Raw genomic sequence first — 16,215 nt, 5'->3', positions numbered from 1 at the left:
CTTCTTTGCTTCCACTGAATTTTGAGGTGGGGGTCTTACTGCTTGTTAATGGGGGATAAACGAATTACTTTTCCACTATTATAGTGTTTTTCTTTATAAATACACCTTTTGTAAATCCACTGACTACAAACATCACAATTATATTAATTAACAATGCGACTATACCTACATTCAAATCTTTTATATACTGCGGGAAACTCGGAAACATCGTGGCTATAGTTGAACCAGATAAGGTAATATATGCGACCACTAATAGCCCAACTCCCATTCCTGCAATCGCCCCTTGCTTCGTAATAATTTGACGTGGAAACAAGCTACATACAAGTGCAGGGAAAAGTTGTGTAACGATACTGTATCCCATTAATAGAAGTGCTCCTATTGTTTCTCCTCCTTTAAATGTAAATAAAACTGCCACGAGCGTTACTACAGGCACAAATAATTTTGCCATCTTAGCAACTTGTCTATCTGAAGCAGACGGGACTATCGTTCGGTAAATATTTTTTGCTAACAGTGTAGAAGCCGCCATAACAAGCATAGACCCTGGAACTAATGCCGTTAATACTCCCGCACTACCAATAATTCCAATAAACCAAGGATCAAAAGTTTGTAAAGCAAGACGGAATAACGAAAGATCTACATCCGCTCCCTTTAACCCAGGAACTTGCAATATAGCAGCAAATCCTGCAAAAAATACGAAAAGTAAAACTAAAGAATACAATGGCATAATTGCTGCATTTTTACGAAATACTTTTTCATTTTTTGCAGAAAAAGCAGAAGCAAATGTATGAGGCCACATATAAAAACCGAGGGCCGTTAATATAATAGTAGAAACAAACCAAGAAATACTCATTCCTTCTTCAGGTAAAGATAAAAATCCCGGTTTCGCTGCCTCTACAGCCTCAAACATCGGCTGAAATCCTCCATAATAATGATACGGCAAATATATACCTAAAAACATAACGATAAACAGTATCATAATATCCTTCAAAGCAGCCGTCCAAGCCGAACCATGTATACCTGAAACCATTACATATATAGTTATAACAATAGCACCGATCCATACTGCAACAACAGGTGACACCCTTCCGTAAGAAGCTTCTGAAACGATAATTCCCAGTCCTTTTAACTGTAAAACAAGATATGGGATGATGGAAACAACACCAACAATCGAAACAATAAGTCCAAGCGCTTTACTTCTATATTTCTTCGCAAAAAAATCCGACTGTGAAACAAGGTTATGCTCTTTCGCATACTTCCAAATGGGTGGCAATAAAAAATACGATAAAAGATAAGCTAAAGCACCATATCCCAAAATATAAAAGGTAGGTGCTCCTTTACTATACGCCCAGCCGCTTCCCCCTAAAAATGTAAACGTCGTATAAATTTCACCTGCCATAAGGAGAAAAACAAAAATAGTGCCAAATCCTCTTCCTCCAACTGACCATTGTTCTAAATTCATATCTTTTCCATGTTGTGCCCGAATCCCTAAAAATAGTGCGAAAAACAAAAATAAAATAATGATAAGTAATGCAGTCATTTTACATCCTCCTTATTAGCAGGATCAAACACGTACACAAGCCACATACAAAAAGATGTAATAAACACTGATAATAATACCCAAAATAATAAAAATGGCATCCCTAATACGTAAGGAGTAACTGAATTCGCAAATATTGGCCCAACTACTAAACAAAGAACTGGGATAAGCGCTAGAATGTGTATTTTCTTCATCTCATTCTCCTTTACTTATAAAGTTCATAATGGCTGATACAAAGACTTCCACTCCAATCGGTAATGCATCTTCGTCAATCGTAAAACGAGGGTGATGGTGAGGATATATAATACCTTTCTCTTTATTTCCCGCTCCGATAAAAAAGAATGTCCCCGGTGCCTTTTGTAAAAACGCTGAAAAATCTTCTCCAGCCATCGTCGGCTGTAAACGAACAACTCTATCCCTTCCATAAAGTTGTAATGCCGTTTGTTCAATAAGTTCTGTAGCTTCATAATCATTTACAACTGGTCGATATCCATATTCATATGAAAATGTATATTTCGCTCCGTAAGATTCCGTAATATGCTTCACAATCCGCTCAATCTTCTTCTCTGTTTCACTTCGTAATTCATGTCTTAAACTTCTTACTGTCCCTTCAATCTCAGCTTGCTCTGGTATTACATTATGAGTTGTCCCAGCATGAAATTGCGTAACAGATATTACGAGAGAATCTAATGGATTCGTGAGGCGAGATACAATTTGCTGAAGTTGCGAAACGACTTGTGTTCCGATTGCAATACTATCCACCGTTTCATGAGGGATTCCAGCATGTCCACCTTTTCCCTCTATCTTAATTTTAAAAACATCCGGTGCAGCCATTGCAGGACCATAAATAACACCTATTTTCCCAACCTCTAACGACGCCCAAAGGTGAGCACCAATAATATAATCCACACCTTCCATTACACCTGCAGCAACCATCTCCTCTGCACCACCAGGAAAATTCTCTTCAGCATGTTGGAATAGAAAACGAATCTCCCCTTTAATCTTCTCTCTTTCTTCTACTAACTTATATACAACCCCAAGTAATATCGCTATATGTCCATCATGACCACATGCATGCATTACACCTTTATATGTAGAAATAAAATCAAACTCATTTTCTTCATGAATAGGAAGAGCATCCATATCGGCGCGAATCGCAACTGTTTTGCCCGGATGTTTACCTACTAACTTTGCCATCACACTATATTTAGTCGGCCGTGACACTTCTAAATATGGGAATTTCCGAAGTATATCAAACACAAACTGCGATGTTTTTTCTTCTTGAAAAGATAACTCTGGATACTTATGAAAATGCCTTCTCCACTCAACTAACTGATTTTTTGACAAAACAAGTTCCTTTGCAACATCCATTTCTCTTCTCCCCTTCTTCACCAAGTTAAATGTTATTATAACGTGAATTGTTAACTTTTAAAAGAATCTTCTGAATTTTCAGTGATGATAAACTAAAAAGAAAAAGCCATCCAAAAGATGACTTTTTCATTATTATAAAATAGTAATTGCTTGTTTTCCCATTTGCTCCCAAGCTTTCTCAAATTCTGCTCGCGGAACAGCCAAACGTGGATTATTTTTAAGAGGATCATTTACATATACAAAGTTTTGATCATATCCAATTACTACTGCACTATGCTCATAATATGTAATTTTCACTTCGCCTGAACTCGTATTCCATGTTTCAAAACTACTTTCAGCTAGCGGCTTAAACGTCGTATTAATAATGACCCATACCGGAGAGCCTGAACTAATTACTTTATATATATCTTGCATGTCTCTACCTGTTAAATTAATTACTTTTTCAGGAACATATTTTTCTGCTAAATCAAAGATTGGTTTATTGTACACACCATATCCAGGCTCTGCCTTTGTATAAATATTTCCCACAAATCCCTCGTAAGGATTTCCACGCAAACCATTTTGTTCAAATGGAACACGATGAATTTCGCTAGCAAGTTGCATCTTATCTACTTGTACACCTTTATATTGCAGCAACATAGCTAAACTTGTCACTTCACATCCTCGAGGTAATTCTGGTAATTGTTTAATAAACGGAACATCTTCAATCATAGCTGCTTCTTTCATTTCAGATAGAAACTCTAAGCGTAGAACTTGCGCCTTTTGCATGATTTTATCTTTTCCTATAAAAAATGCAGCAGCAAGTATAATCCCAAAAACAAAAAGATATTTTAACTTTTTCATTATAAACAAAACTCCATTAATTATTATTTTACAGACACAACTCTTATCATTGTACCCTTCTTCTTACTAGTTTGCTAGAAAGATCATGTGAATTATCGCTCATAGAATTAATTATAAAAATTCTAATTATTTTTAATAAAAAGAAAAATAAATATACATTTACAGAATATTTTGCTAAAATCAAAATTGTTAACATAGTGAAGATATCACCATGTTAACAAACATTCTTAGAGTATTTAGTCATAGTTCGTTTTTTACATACTCCATTCATTTCATAGCAAATAAACCGAGTGTGTGTTGCATCCCCCACTAATGATTAAAAACTCAGAATAAAACGAAGTTTACACATTCAAGAAAATACGGGGTGAGGGGCATATGAATCAACAAATTGAACAAACAGATTTAAAACGAACAATGAAAAGTAGACACCTATTTATGATTGCACTCGGCGGTGTTATCGGAACCGGGCTATTTATGGGATCTGGTCAAATCGTCCATAATGCCGGACCTGGTGGTGCTATTCTTGCATTTTTAGTCGGTGGATTTGTTATGTATTTAACGATGTTATGTCTTGGTGAATTATCCGTCGCTATGCCAGAAGCAGGTTCATTCCAAAGTTATGCAAGCAAATTCATTTCACCTGGTTTTGGATTTGTTGTCGGTTGGATGTATTGGTTAAATTGGGCTGTTACAGTTGGCGTAGAGTTAACAACTGTAAGTATTTTAATGAAACGCTGGTTTCCAGACGTTTCTTCCTGGATTTGGTGCGTTACATTTGCAGCAGCACTCTTCCTCGTAAACGCTTTATCAGCAAAAGCATATGCAGAAGCAGAGTTTTGGTTCGCAAGTGTAAAAGTCGCAACAATTGTTATTTTCATCGTACTTGGCGGCGCTGTTATGTTCGGTCTACTAGACTTTAATGGAAAGCCAGCTCCAATGCTTCATAATTTTACTGAAAATGGCGGGCTATTTCCAAATGGTGCATTAGCTGTTCTTCTTACGATGATTACAGTAAATTACTCCTTCCAAGGAACAGAATTAATCGGAATCGCTTCAGGCGAAAGTGAAAATCCTGAAAAAACAATTCCAAAAGCAATTAAAAACACAATTTGGCGAACTCTCTTCTTCTTCGTCTTAGCGATATCAGTTGTTGTAGGTTTACTCCCATGGCAAGAGGCTAATCTAGTCGAAAGTCCCTTTGTACTTGTATTTGATGTAGCCGGCGTCCCATATGCAGCAGACATTATGAACTTTGTTATTATTACAGCTGTATTATCCGTTGCTAACTCTGGTCTATACGCAAATTCTCGTATGCTGTGGGCGATGGCAAAACAAGGAATGGCAAGTCCAGCATTTACGAAATTAACTAAAAAAGGTGTACCGCTAAACGCATTAATTTTCAGCCTAATTTTCGCTAGCCTGTCCTTACTAACAAGTGTATTTGCGGCAGATACTGTCTTTCTAGTTTTAACATCTATTGCAGCAATGGCTGCCGTTGTCGTTTGGATGTCAATCGCCGCTTCACAGTTTTTCTTCCGTAGAAATTTCGTGAAAAACGGTGGCAACATAAATGATTTAAAATATCGTACACCGCTCTATCCACTAGTTCCAATCGTAGCGTTTTCGCTCAATTTCATTACATTTGTTAGTTTGGCTTTCATTCCAGATCAAAGAATTGCTCTTTATTGCGGCATTCCATTTATGATTATTTGTTACATTTTATACCAAGTTAAATATAAAAAATTTGTCACACTTGAACAGCCACGAACTGTCACACAAGAAATAAACTAAATATACAAAATATTCAGCTATCTTTCTTATAATAAGATAGCTTTTTTCTATTTCTTGGATATCCTGGTATAACTTTATTTATCTTAAAATTTTCACAATCACGTTTTTCTCTGGAAAATAGTTTACAATGTAATCAAGTTACAAATGATATTCACCTTAAAAAGTGTGCATTTGTGTCTATTTTTTAACAATATATCAAAAACTATTGCCTTCTATAAATTAATAGGTTTATATTGTTTTATTGGCATAGTTTCAATCCAAGGAGAAAGGAGATTTTCAATCGTGCAACTAAAGAAAGCGTTTTGGAAGTTGGCTTCACTTCTTCCGTTATCATTACTTCTGTTCCTCGGTGGCTGTGATAAAAAACTCGCAGTATTAAATCCGCAAGGACCTGTTGCAAAAGCACAGTATGATTTAATTGTTTGGTCATTCTTGCTTATGTCATTAATTATCGCAATTGTATTCATTCTGTTTACAGTCATCTTGATTCGTTATCGTGAAAAACCAGAGAATATGGACTATGAGCCACCTGAACAACACGGTAACACATTACTAGAAATTATTTGGACGCTTGTTCCTGTTATTATCGTTATCGCATTATCGATTCCAACAGTAAAAGCAACTTATGCTTCGGAAGAGGTTCCGAAAGAGTCCAAACATATTAAACCAGTTGAAATTTATGTTACATCTGCAAACTGGAAATGGTTATTCAGTTACCCAGAGGAAAAAATTGAAACCGTTAACTATTTAAACATCCCAGCTGGTGTACCAATTCAATTCAAACTGACTTCTGTCGGCCCAATGAATGCTTTCTGGGTACCAGAACTTGGTGGTATGAAGTACACAATGGATGGCATGATTATGGATCTTTATTTACAAGCTGATAAGCCAGGTTCTTACCTAGGTCGTAGTGCGAACTTCTCTGGTGAAGGATTCACTCACATGGAGTTCGAAGTTGAAGCGAAAACTAAAGAGAAATATGACAAGTGGGTTAAAGAAGTACAAGAAACTGCTCCTAAACTAACAGAAGCTAAGTACAACGAAATTGTTAAACCTGGTGTAGTTGGTCGTATGACATTCTCTAGTCACCACTTAAGTTATGTAGATCCAAAATCACTTGAATATTGTGATTACAACTACTACAAAAACAAAAAATAATAGCTATTATTCCAACAGATTGGAGTGAACACAGTGAAGCTTGATGAATTCTTTGTCACAGGTGATCCGATTATTTACGGTGCAGACGCTTCTATCGTTCTTGTGACATTAGCAATCATTTTCGTACTAACAAAGTATAAAAAATGGAAATGGCTTTGGGACGAATGGTTAACAACTGTTGACCATAAAAAAATCGGAGCTATGTATATTATTTCTGCGGTTATCATGTTATTCCGTGGTGGTATGGATGGTTTAATGATCCGTGCACAGTTAACATTCCCAGAAACAACTTATTTAAACGCTGAACACTATAACGGAATCTTTACAACGCATGGTACAGTAATGATTCTTTTCATGGCAATGCCATTCGTTATGGGATTAATGAACCTTGTAGTACCATTACAAATTGGTGCTCGTGACGTTGCATATCCGTTCTTAAATGCTTTAAGTTTCTGGTTATTCTTTGTCGGAGCAATGTTATTCAACATCGCTTTCGTAATCGGTGGTTCTCCAGACGCTGGGTGGACTTCTTACTTCCCAATGGCAGGTACAGAGTTTACTTCAGGCGTAGGAAATAACTACTACGCAATTGCATTACAGATTTCAGGTCTCGGTACGCTAATGACCGGTATTAACTTCCTTGTTACTATCTTAAAAATGCGTACACCTGGTATGACTTTAATGAGAATGCCAATGTTTACTTGGTCAATCTTAATTACAACAATTATCATTATTTTTGCTTTCCCAGTATTAACAGTTGCTCTTGCATTAATGACATTTGACCGTCTATTCGATGCTCACTTCTTTACGATGGCGAGCGGCGGTATGCCGATGTTATGGGCCAACCTGTTCTGGGTATGGGGTCACCCTGAAGTATATATCGTTATTTTACCGGCATTCGGTATTTTCTCTGAAATCATTAGTACATTCTCACGTAAACGTTTATTCGGTTACAGTGCGATGGTATACTCAATGGTTGCAATTTCTTTACTAAGTTTCGTCGTATGGCTTCACCACTTCTTCACGATGGGTGCAGGTCCAGCGGTTAACTCATTCTTCTCGATTTCGACAATGGCGATTTCGATTCCAACCGGGGTTAAGATCTTTAACTGGTTGTTTACACTGTATAAAGGACGTATTCGTTTTACGGTTCCAATGCTTTGGTCATTGGCATTTATTCCAAACTTCGTAGTCGGTGGGGTTACAGGGGTTATGCTTGGAATGGCAGCAGCTGATTATCAATACCATAACAGCTACTTCCTAATCGCTCACTTCCACTACGTATTAATCGCAGGTACAGTATTCGCTATGCTTGCTGGATTCACATTCTGGTATCCAAAAATGACTGGTCATATGTTAAATGAACGCCTAGGTAAATGGACATTCTGGATCTTTATGAGCGGATTCAACATCTGTTTCTTCCCAATGTACTTCTTAGGTTTAGACGGTATGACTCGTCGTATGTACACTTACTCTGAAAGTCTTGGATGGGGATGGCTAAACCAAATCGCATCTGTTGGTGCGGTAATGATGGGTATCGGCTTCCTACTTCTTTGCTACAACGTAATTTGGAGTGCACGTCACGGTGAACGTGACACAACTGGAGATCCATGGGATGGTCGTACACTTGAATGGGCAACTCACTCTCCTGTACAACATTACAACTTCGCGAAGCTTCCTGAAATTAAAGAAGCTGATGCTTTCTGGTACATGAAAAAACGCGGGGAAACAGTTACACCAGCAGCAGAAGATATTAAACCAATTCACATGCCAAGTAACTCTGGTGTGCCTATTATTGCGTCTGGATTCTTCGGTCTTGCAGGTTTCGCATTAGTATTTAGCTGGTTCTGGCTTGCAGCAATCGGTGGTATTGGTATTTTAGCTTGCTTAATCTATCGTTCATTCGATTATGATGAAGGCTACTATATCAGTGTTGATGAAATTAAAAAAACAGAACATATAGCATGAGAGGTGAAATGACATGGCGGCTTTAGATAAAAGCTTACCTTTGGAATATCAATCCGAACAAAGCAGATTGAATATCCTAGGATTCTGGATTTTTCTTGGGGCTGAAATTATGCTGTTCGCAACACTTTTCGCCTCTTATCTAGTCCTTGCTGGTCGTACGGCAGATGGCCCAACACCAGCGCAATTGTTTGAACTTAAAACGCTTTTAATTCAAACATTACTACTTTTAACAAGTAGTTTTACATGCGGTATCGTAATTCATGAAATGCGTAAGCATAACCAAAAAGCGATGCTTGGATGGTTCGTCCTTACATTACTTTTAGGTGCAGGTTTCCTATTCTTCGAGATCGAAGAGTTCATTATGTACATTGGTGAAGGCGCAACAATTCAAACAAGTGCTTTCTTATCTGGATTCTTCGTTCTTCTTGGAACGCACGGAGCTCACGTAACAGGCGGTATCATTTGGGCAACTTGTGTTATTATCCAAATTTTAAAACGAGGTTTAACACCAGTTACAGCTCGTAAAGTATTCATTATCAGCTTATACTGGCATTTCCTTGATCTTGTTTGGGTCTTTATTTACACACTAGTTTACTTGAACGGGATGGTGGCGTAAATGGCTCAAAACAACAATCAAGCAAACGGGCATGCGCATAGCGGATTCCCTTGGTCACACGTTTTCGGATTTATTTTATCGCTTGCATTAACGTTTCTAGCGTTATACGTGGCACTTTACACAACATTGCCACTTTCAACAGTCTTAACAACTATTATCATAATGGCTGTTGCGCAAGCATTGTTACAATTAATTATGTTCATGCATTTAAAAGAAGGAGAAGGAAGAGTTCAAATTCTTACAATGATATACAGTTTCTTCGTTGCAACTGCAACGGTTGGTTTAACTGTATGGATCTTCTTCTCAATGTAATGTACATGAAAAAGACTGCTGAGATTCCTCAGCAGTCTTTTTTTATCCCCTCTATTACATCCACATTACGGAATTAACAGCATAATCATGAAAAATATACTTATTATGACAAATGTTAAGAAAAGTCTTTCTTTATGAAATCGAATCCATATGCGTTGCTTTTCTACCTATTATATGGCTAAATAGGTACTATATTTATTTGAAGGGAGAGAACGCAATGGAACATCATACTTCTGTTCTATCACTTATGGTTGTCGTTGCAATCGCGTTTTTCGTTCCCCTTTTGTTACAACGCTTTAAATTAAAAGCACTTCCTGTGGTCGTTGCAGAAATTATTGCAGGAATCTTTGTAGGTAAAAGTGGGTTTAATATTATTGAGCCAGATATATGGCTTCAAGTTTTATCAACATTAGGATTTATCTTCCTCATGTTCTTAAGCGGTTTAGAAATTGATTTTTCTATCTTTAAACAAAAAGGGAAAAAAAATACGACAAACGAACCAAATACATTTCAGGCAGCAAGCATTATCTTCTTATTTATTTTCATCTTATCTTATGCCCTATCATTACTATTCGTATGGCTAGGATTCGTAGATAATGCAATGTTCATGACTTTAATTATTTCAACTATTTCTTTAGGTGTTGTTGTACCAACATTAAAAGAGAATAACTTAGGAAAAACAGCAATTGGGCAAATCATTTTATTAGTCGCTGTTATTGCGGATTTAGTTACAATGATTTTACTCGCTGTATTCGTCGGATTAAATTCCGAAAGCGGCCAAAGCATGTGGCTTCTTCTTCTTCTATTCGGCGCTGGTATTGTTATTTACTTCGTTGCAAAACGTTTTAAAAACATTCCATACTTAGATAGTTTAAAAGCTGGTAGTGTACAAATTGATACACGAGCTGTTTTTGCACTCATTTTAATCTTAGTTGGGTTATCGGAATCTGTTGGAGCAGAAAATATTTTAGGCGCCTTCTTAGCAGGTGTACTTGTATCGTTATTATCACCAAATGAAGATATGGTGGAAAAACTTGATTCTATCGGCTATGGTTTCTTCATCCCTATTTTCTTCGTAATGGTTGGTGTAAATCTAGAGGTGTGGTCTATTTTCAAAGAACCTTCTAGCATGCTAATGATCCCAATCTTAATTGTAGGACTCTTTATTTCAAAACTCTTACCATCACTCGTCTTAAGAAAATGGTATCCACGTAATATCGTACTTGGAAGTGCAATTTTATTAACATCGACACTTTCTTTAGTTATTGCGGCTGCACAAATTGGTGAAAAACTGGAGATCATCAGTCCAAGTTTATCTGCCTCTCTTATTTTAAGCGCAGTTATTACTTGTATTTTTGCACCTATATTGTTTAAAAAAATGTTCCCAAAAGTAGAAACACCAAAACCAAAAGTAGCTATTATTGGCGCGAGCAGAATTACCCTTCCGTTATCACTAGATTTAAAACGAGAAGATTATGACGTAACGCTATATATGATGCGTCAAAACAAAATAAATGATGAAGAAGCGAAATCGCACGACTTCCCTATCGTGAAATTGGATGACATCACAATCGCATCATTAACTGAACAAACAGCATTTGATGCAGATCGCGTCGTTGTTGCAACAAGTGATGATGAACAAAACTTATTATTGGCAGAACATGCAAAAGAGCTAGGTGTTGAACATGTTATTGCAAGTGTAGAAGATCCACTTCTACAAGAAAAAGCAACGCAAGAACATATCGCTGTATTCTCAACAATTAACTCTACACGTATTTTATTACGTGCGCTTATTGATAAACCTAGTCTCGTTCGCTTAATTACAACAGCAAACGAAACAGTCCGTGAAGTTGAACTACGGAGCAATAAATATAACGGCGTTGCACTTCGTCGCCTTCCGTTTTTAGGTGATGTACTAGTTATTCAAATTTATCGTGGAAATAAAGCATTAATCCCACATGGGGATACAAGACTACAACACGGTGATACATTACTTGTAACAGGCTCAAAAGAACATATCGATACACTAAAAAACATATTAGAATAAAAAAATGCCCCTCACATAATTGAGGGGCATTTTTTTCCATTTCATATGGTAAAATGTTACTATCACATATTATGGGGATGGATTACATTATGTCTATTATAACTTTAGCTCTCTTATTATTAGCCGAAATACTCGTTGCCATTATTCTCATCGGTGTTAGTATTGAGATTTGTAGTTACGGATGGAAAAAATCAACTGGAGTTAAATACTCATGCCTTTTACTTTCACTCTTCCTCGGAACCGCTAGTATACTCGGCCTTCTCGCTGCACCTGCATACTTCTTTATACAACTTATAGAAAAAGGTTTATAAGAAAGGATGATAACATGATTACTGTGCAGTATATTGATGCATCCGAGACACACTTATTACGCCAAGCGGTGTTGCGTCCCAATCAGTCCCTAGCAGACTGTAAATACTCTTCTGACTACGAAAAAGACACATTCCACTTAGGTGCCTTTATAAACGATGAGTTGATTAGCATCGCTTCCTTCTCAAAAGAAATATATCCTGATTTACAAAATGGTATCCATTATAGACTACGAGGAATGGCAACATTACCTAACTTTCGGAACAAAAGAGCTGGAAGCTCCTTAATTCAGAAGGCAGAACAAGTTTTAAAAGAACGGAAAGCAAACATCCTATGGTGTAATGGCCGAATTACTGTAACTGACTATTACAAGCGATTAGGCTTTCAGGAGCATGGTGAAATTTTTGAAATTGAACCAATTGGCCTTCATAAAGTTTTGTATAAAAAGATATAAGAAAAGCTTTCCTCAATACGGGAAAGCCTTTCTTATATTTCAATCTTCTCTTTTTATTTTTTTCATATATATGTATATAAACAAACTAGGAACTAAAAAACAAGCAAACATAATAAGTCCTGTCATACTAATTTCCTTTATCGAAATATCTGGTGTTACAACGATACAAATAGCTAAAATCCCAATAATAATACCCACCGGAATGAATAATAGCTTCATAAAATAACGACGCGACACTCCGCCCGTATGCTCATACACTTCCACTGAATTTTTCAGATTTAAAAAGTTAATAATTATTATCCCGCCCATAAATACCATTAATAAATCTGAAACACTTTCATATCCTGCCCCTTGCAAGACATAGCGGTAAAAGACGATAGCTAGTATGACGATATTTTGTAAGATGAAAGCTAATCTAATATGTTTTAACCCTTCAATCATTAAACGTTCATCTTTCACGATTTTCATCCTACCACTCCTTTTCCTCCCAAAACAAATCATTCAACGTTTTATCTACTGCATAACAAATTTTTAAACATAAATCTAAAGATGGATTGTATTTCCCCTTCTCAATTAAACTAATCGTTTGCCTTGTAACGCCTACTTTTTCTGCTAATTGTTGCTGTGTTAAATCTAACTGAACACGCGCGACTTTTATTTTACTTACAGCCATTCATGTTCCTGCTACTAAAAATATAGACAAATGTATATTCTTAGAGTATTCCTGCTTCTACGTGCCCTGCCTCGCTAATCACTTGCTACTACAGTTTGCTGTGACACTTCACAGGCGTAAATTCCGATGTAGCCCACCGTACATATATACAATCTATTTACGTTAGTATTGTATATTTTTTTGCTTGTAAAAGGTTGATTGACGCATTTAAATCTCTATCTATTACATTGCCACATTCACATGTATATACTCGGTCAGACAGCTTTAAATCCGACTTTTTTTGACCGCAACATGAACACATTTTAGAAGATGGATAGAATCTGTCCACTTGCCGTAGTTCAATTCCATATTCCCTACATTTCGTTAATAACCATGTTTTAAAAGCATAAAAACATTGTTGCGCTACAGCTTTAGATAGATGTTTGTTCTTCATCATACCTTTCACATTCAAATCTTCTACTACAATAAACGTTGGCTTGGTTTTCACCACATCATTTACAATAGACTTTACATACGCTAATCGAATATTTGCTAGCCTAGCATGTAGTTGTTGCACCCTAAGAATATTTTTGTTTATATTCGCTCTTTTATTAGTAACAGGTTGTTCACCTCTCTTTCTTATATTTTCAAATTTGCGTGATAAAGAGCGTTGTTCACGTTTTAACCGTTTTTCTATCTTTTTTACTTGTACTGTTTTATTTATATTTTTGTAAGTTTTTCCATCGCTACGTACAGCGAAGTCTTTAATTCCCAAATCAATTCCTAGACCTACTGTATTGAGAGTTGCATTTGGTTTTACCTCTTTCACTTCACAGAGTATAGACACATAGTATCTTCCTGCTCTTTGATATACTGTACCACTTTTTACAGTTGTATTTTTTGAAATATATCCATACTCTTTTAACCTTATCCAACCAATTGTAGGGACTTTTACTCTATGTCTTTCTACTGTCCAATCTGTTTTGTTGTTTTTCGGAAAGTAGCACTTCACATCTTGCTTCTTCTTTTTTTTATATCGTGGAAACTTAGATAAACCTTTAAAAAACCGCTTAAAAGCTTTATCTCCATTCATAATCGCTTGTTTTACCGCTTTGCTCGACACTTCTTTAATCCACTGGTCACACTCTTTTGTATGAATGTTGTTTAACCATTTGGAAAAGTCATAACCACTAAGAAATTTCCCCTCCGACTCATATACCTCTTTATTTTTAGAGATATACAGGTTATATACATATCGACACACCCCAATAGTTTGACGGATTTTACTAATTTGTTCAGTTGTCGGTTTGATTTCTATTAAATATGCTCTTTTCATAAGTCTTCATCCTCCGACATTTTCTTTTTGTATTTTCTCAACCCATATATTCTACAGCTAAATACATGAATGATAGATATTAAATCCTGAACAAGTTCTTCTTGAATACCCATATATTTCTTATACTGTTCTTCTGTATAATATCTTCTTCCTTTTGGGTTTCGGTAAGCAGGTAAAACACCTTGATTGTCCCACCTTTGCAATGTCTTAACAGAGACATTAAGCATTTCTGAAAATTCTTTAGGTTTATATTGTTTCATAATTACTTTTCACTATATATGCCTACTTTTGTCTATGTTTTTGTTTACTGTTTCTTTCTCCTCCACCCTTATTATAATATATATTCCAATAAGTAATTTATATTTTACATTACTAATTTAAGTTTCACTTTATTATACACAAAAAAGGAGCCCCTCATAAGAAGCCCCCTCTCCTATATTATAAGAATAAATGACATCCAAATAAAATTGTAAATAAGTATAGTAACGGATGCACTTCCATCCCTTTCCCTTTCACAATTTTCAAGACTGGATACACTAAAAATCCAATTGCAATTCCATTCGCAATACTAGATGTTAACGGAATACCTATAAAAATTAAAAATGCTGGTAACGCATCTTCAAATTCATTCCAATTAATATCTCGAATGCTTTGTGCCATTAAACTACCTACTATAATTAATGAAGGAGCTGTAATAGCGGCTACACTTGATAAAGAAGCAATAACAGGACTAAAAAATGCCGTTATAATTGTTAGACCAACAACTACAATCCCTGTTAATCCAGTTTTACCACCTGCAGCAATACCTGCTGACGATTCAATCGTCGCTGCTGTTGGGCTTGTTCCAAAGATAGAACCTGTAGTCCCGCCAATTGCATCTGCAATAAACGCTTTACCAAAACGCTTCTCTGTATTGTCTGTAATTAAACCTGCTTGTTTAATTAAACCAAGTAATGCACCTGTTGTATCGAATAAAAGTACAAGTAAAAATGAAAATACAACGCCATATAATCCGTATTCAATTACATCTGAAAAGGCATTGATTGGGTTTGAAACGATGATACCCTCTGGTAAATGAGGCATCGCCACAATTTTATCAGCAAACTTCAATTGCCCTGTAAAGAAGGCAATAATTCCTGTCACAATCATACTAATAAATAATGCACCGCTCACACGCAATGTCATTAATACCGCCGCTAATATTAAACCAATTAAAGTTAAAATAACAGCTGGAGAATGAAAATCACCAATCGTAACTAAATTAGACGGATGATCCACGATAATTCCAGAAAGGCGCAATCCAATAAAAGCAATAAATAGTCCAATTCCACCTGCAATTGCATGCTTTAAACTATCAGGAATTGCTAAAATTAACTTTTGCCTAAACGAAGTAAAAGATAATAAAAGAAAAATAATCCCCGTTACAAATACAGCTGAAAAGGCAACTACATATGTAATCCCTTCTGCCTTCTGTACAACAGAATAAGCAAAATATGCATTCATTCCCATAGCTGGAGCAATAACAATCGGGTAATTCGCGAAAATCGCCATACCTACTGTTCCAACAACGGTTGCAATAATTGTTGCTGTAAACGCTTGGTCAAATGGTACACCTGCATCAGATAATATTTTTGGATTGATGACAAGAATATACGCAAATGTAAAAAAAGTTGTGATGCCAGCTAAAAACTCTTGCTTCACAGAAGTGTTATATTTTTGTAATTGAAACATGCTTATGTACCCTTCCTACACCTGAATTATTATCACACATTCTTTTTCTTACTAGTATGTGAGAAAATATAATACTTAATCTTAACAATC

17 protein-coding genes are annotated in these 16,215 nt (G+C 36.1%); 8 read left to right on the top strand and 9 right to left on the bottom strand.

The annotated features are described in order from the left end of the window. Nucleotides 1-64: 64 nt before the first annotated feature. The 4 genes from GBN91_RS26120 to GBN91_RS26105 all read right to left on the bottom strand — a co-directional run bounded on the left by GBN91_RS26120 (nucleotide 65) and on the right by GBN91_RS26105 (nucleotide 3,751). A complete protein-coding gene (locus GBN91_RS26120) occupies nucleotides 65-1,537 on the bottom strand; it encodes a sodium:solute symporter family protein (protein WP_152122669.1) in 1,473 nt (490 codons plus the stop codon). Beyond that, entirely contained in the window at nucleotides 1,534-1,731 is a 198-nt protein-coding gene (locus tag GBN91_RS26115; protein ID WP_006919289.1) for a DUF3311 domain-containing protein, read from the bottom strand. The genes GBN91_RS26120 and GBN91_RS26115 overlap by 4 nt, the downstream gene beginning before the upstream one ends. A 1-nt stretch (nucleotide 1,732) precedes the next feature. Further along, nucleotides 1,733-2,908, bottom strand: coding sequence for an amidohydrolase (locus GBN91_RS26110; RefSeq protein WP_152122667.1), 1,176 nt, complete (start codon nucleotides 2,906-2,908; stop codon nucleotides 1,733-1,735). A gap of 132 nt (nucleotides 2,909-3,040) precedes the next feature. Then, nucleotides 3,041-3,751 carry a C39 family peptidase gene (locus GBN91_RS26105; protein ID WP_000734488.1) on the bottom strand — a complete coding sequence of 237 codons (711 nt, stop codon included), beginning with the start codon at nucleotides 3,749-3,751 and terminating at the stop codon, nucleotides 3,041-3,043. Between the two features lie 375 nt (nucleotides 3,752-4,126). Between GBN91_RS26105 and GBN91_RS26100 the strand changes: the two genes are divergently transcribed. From GBN91_RS26100 to GBN91_RS26065, 8 genes are all read left to right on the top strand, one after another. Continuing rightward, nucleotides 4,127-5,542 (top strand): amino acid permease, encoded by a 1,416-nt coding sequence (locus GBN91_RS26100; RefSeq protein ID WP_001075756.1) that lies wholly within the window; start codon nucleotides 4,127-4,129, stop codon nucleotides 5,540-5,542. Between the two features lie 282 nt (nucleotides 5,543-5,824). Further along, entirely contained in the window at nucleotides 5,825-6,700 is an 876-nt protein-coding gene (locus GBN91_RS26095; protein WP_001176165.1) for a cytochrome aa3 quinol oxidase subunit II, read from the top strand. A 33-nt stretch (nucleotides 6,701-6,733) separates the two neighbouring features. Continuing rightward, complete coding sequence (gene qoxB / locus GBN91_RS26090; RefSeq protein ID WP_000762366.1) at nucleotides 6,734-8,668, top strand: cytochrome aa3 quinol oxidase subunit I; 1,935 nt, start codon at nucleotides 6,734-6,736, stop codon at nucleotides 8,666-8,668. A gap of 13 nt (nucleotides 8,669-8,681) precedes the next feature. Further along, nucleotides 8,682-9,284, top strand: a complete 603-nt coding sequence (gene qoxC, locus GBN91_RS26085; protein WP_000729318.1) for a cytochrome aa3 quinol oxidase subunit III — start codon at nucleotides 8,682-8,684, stop codon at nucleotides 9,282-9,284. Then, entirely contained in the window at nucleotides 9,285-9,596 is a 312-nt protein-coding gene (gene qoxD / locus GBN91_RS26080) for a cytochrome aa3 quinol oxidase subunit IV (RefSeq protein WP_000068425.1), read from the top strand. A 217-nt stretch (nucleotides 9,597-9,813) separates the two neighbouring features. Then, nucleotides 9,814-11,643: a monovalent cation:proton antiporter family protein gene (locus tag GBN91_RS26075; protein ID WP_000399965.1), complete on the top strand. Its 1,830-nt coding sequence runs from the start codon at nucleotides 9,814-9,816 to the stop codon at nucleotides 11,641-11,643. A gap of 53 nt (nucleotides 11,644-11,696) precedes the next feature. Further along, the gene (locus GBN91_RS26070) at nucleotides 11,697-11,954 is read left to right on the top strand and encodes a DUF4022 family protein (RefSeq protein ID WP_152122665.1); all 258 of its coding nucleotides are present in this window, start codon (nucleotides 11,697-11,699) and stop codon (nucleotides 11,952-11,954) included. 14 nt (nucleotides 11,955-11,968) lie between these two features. Further along, nucleotides 11,969-12,406: a GNAT family N-acetyltransferase gene (locus tag GBN91_RS26065; RefSeq protein ID WP_113304345.1), complete on the top strand. Its 438-nt coding sequence runs from the start codon at nucleotides 11,969-11,971 to the stop codon at nucleotides 12,404-12,406. 39 nt (nucleotides 12,407-12,445) lie between these two features. Here GBN91_RS26065 and GBN91_RS26060 read toward each other — a convergent pair whose 3' ends face one another. The 5 genes from GBN91_RS26060 to GBN91_RS26040 form a co-directional block, all read right to left on the bottom strand. Next, nucleotides 12,446-12,874 (bottom strand): hypothetical protein, encoded by a 429-nt coding sequence (locus tag GBN91_RS26060; protein WP_000706629.1) that lies wholly within the window; start codon nucleotides 12,872-12,874, stop codon nucleotides 12,446-12,448. Between the two features lies 1 nt (nucleotide 12,875). Continuing rightward, the gene (locus tag GBN91_RS26055) at nucleotides 12,876-13,079 is read right to left on the bottom strand and encodes a helix-turn-helix transcriptional regulator (RefSeq protein ID WP_000301183.1); all 204 of its coding nucleotides are present in this window, start codon (nucleotides 13,077-13,079) and stop codon (nucleotides 12,876-12,878) included. 157 nt (nucleotides 13,080-13,236) lie between these two features. Then, nucleotides 13,237-14,394, bottom strand: a complete 1,158-nt coding sequence (locus GBN91_RS26050) for an RNA-guided endonuclease InsQ/TnpB family protein (RefSeq protein WP_152122663.1) — start codon at nucleotides 14,392-14,394, stop codon at nucleotides 13,237-13,239. Beyond that, nucleotides 14,391-14,654, bottom strand: a complete 264-nt coding sequence (locus tag GBN91_RS26045) for a MerR family transcriptional regulator (protein ID WP_000816201.1) — start codon at nucleotides 14,652-14,654, stop codon at nucleotides 14,391-14,393. The genes GBN91_RS26050 and GBN91_RS26045 overlap by 4 nt, the downstream gene beginning before the upstream one ends. A gap of 178 nt (nucleotides 14,655-14,832) precedes the next feature. Beyond that, entirely contained in the window at nucleotides 14,833-16,125 is a 1,293-nt protein-coding gene (locus tag GBN91_RS26040; RefSeq protein WP_000487192.1) for an NCS2 family permease, read from the bottom strand. Nucleotides 16,126-16,215: the final 90 nt, after the last annotated feature.

This window comes from Bacillus sp. B1-WWTP-T-0.5-Post-4 (assembly GCF_009183795.1).
In the GTDB taxonomy this organism is placed as follows: domain Bacteria; phylum Bacillota; class Bacilli; order Bacillales; family Bacillaceae_G; genus Bacillus_A; species Bacillus_A cereus.
The sequence above is the reverse complement of the archived record's forward strand: the minus strand, read 5'-3'. Positions and strand labels throughout refer to the sequence as shown.

Excerpts from the sequence above, each read along its gene's own strand:
- GBN91_RS26120 (WP_152122669.1), bottom strand. The coding sequence starts at position 1,537 with ATGACTGCATTACTTATCATTATTTTATTTTTGTTTTTCGCACTATTT.
- GBN91_RS26115 (WP_006919289.1), bottom strand. The coding sequence starts at position 1,731 with ATGAAGAAAATACACATTCTAGCGCTTATCCCAGTTCTTTGTTTAGTA.
- GBN91_RS26110 (WP_152122667.1), bottom strand. The coding sequence starts at position 2,908 with ATGGATGTTGCAAAGGAACTTGTTTTGTCAAAAAATCAGTTAGTTGAG.
- GBN91_RS26105 (WP_000734488.1), bottom strand. The coding sequence starts at position 3,751 with ATGAAAAAGTTAAAATATCTTTTTGTTTTTGGGATTATACTTGCTGCT.
- GBN91_RS26100 (WP_001075756.1), top strand. The coding sequence starts at position 4,127 with ATGAATCAACAAATTGAACAAACAGATTTAAAACGAACAATGAAAAGT.
- qoxC (WP_000729318.1), top strand. The coding sequence starts at position 8,682 with ATGGCGGCTTTAGATAAAAGCTTACCTTTGGAATATCAATCCGAACAA.
- qoxD (WP_000068425.1), top strand. The coding sequence starts at position 9,285 with ATGGCTCAAAACAACAATCAAGCAAACGGGCATGCGCATAGCGGATTC.
- GBN91_RS26075 (WP_000399965.1), top strand. The coding sequence starts at position 9,814 with ATGGAACATCATACTTCTGTTCTATCACTTATGGTTGTCGTTGCAATC.
- GBN91_RS26070 (WP_152122665.1), top strand. The coding sequence starts at position 11,697 with ATGTTACTATCACATATTATGGGGATGGATTACATTATGTCTATTATA.
- GBN91_RS26065 (WP_113304345.1), top strand. The coding sequence starts at position 11,969 with ATGATTACTGTGCAGTATATTGATGCATCCGAGACACACTTATTACGC.
- GBN91_RS26060 (WP_000706629.1), bottom strand. The coding sequence starts at position 12,874 with ATGAAAATCGTGAAAGATGAACGTTTAATGATTGAAGGGTTAAAACAT.
- GBN91_RS26055 (WP_000301183.1), bottom strand. The coding sequence starts at position 13,079 with ATGGCTGTAAGTAAAATAAAAGTCGCGCGTGTTCAGTTAGATTTAACA.
- GBN91_RS26050 (WP_152122663.1), bottom strand. The coding sequence starts at position 14,394 with ATGAAAAGAGCATATTTAATAGAAATCAAACCGACAACTGAACAAATT.
- GBN91_RS26045 (WP_000816201.1), bottom strand. The coding sequence starts at position 14,654 with ATGAAACAATATAAACCTAAAGAATTTTCAGAAATGCTTAATGTCTCT.
- GBN91_RS26040 (WP_000487192.1), bottom strand. The coding sequence starts at position 16,125 with ATGTTTCAATTACAAAAATATAACACTTCTGTGAAGCAAGAGTTTTTA.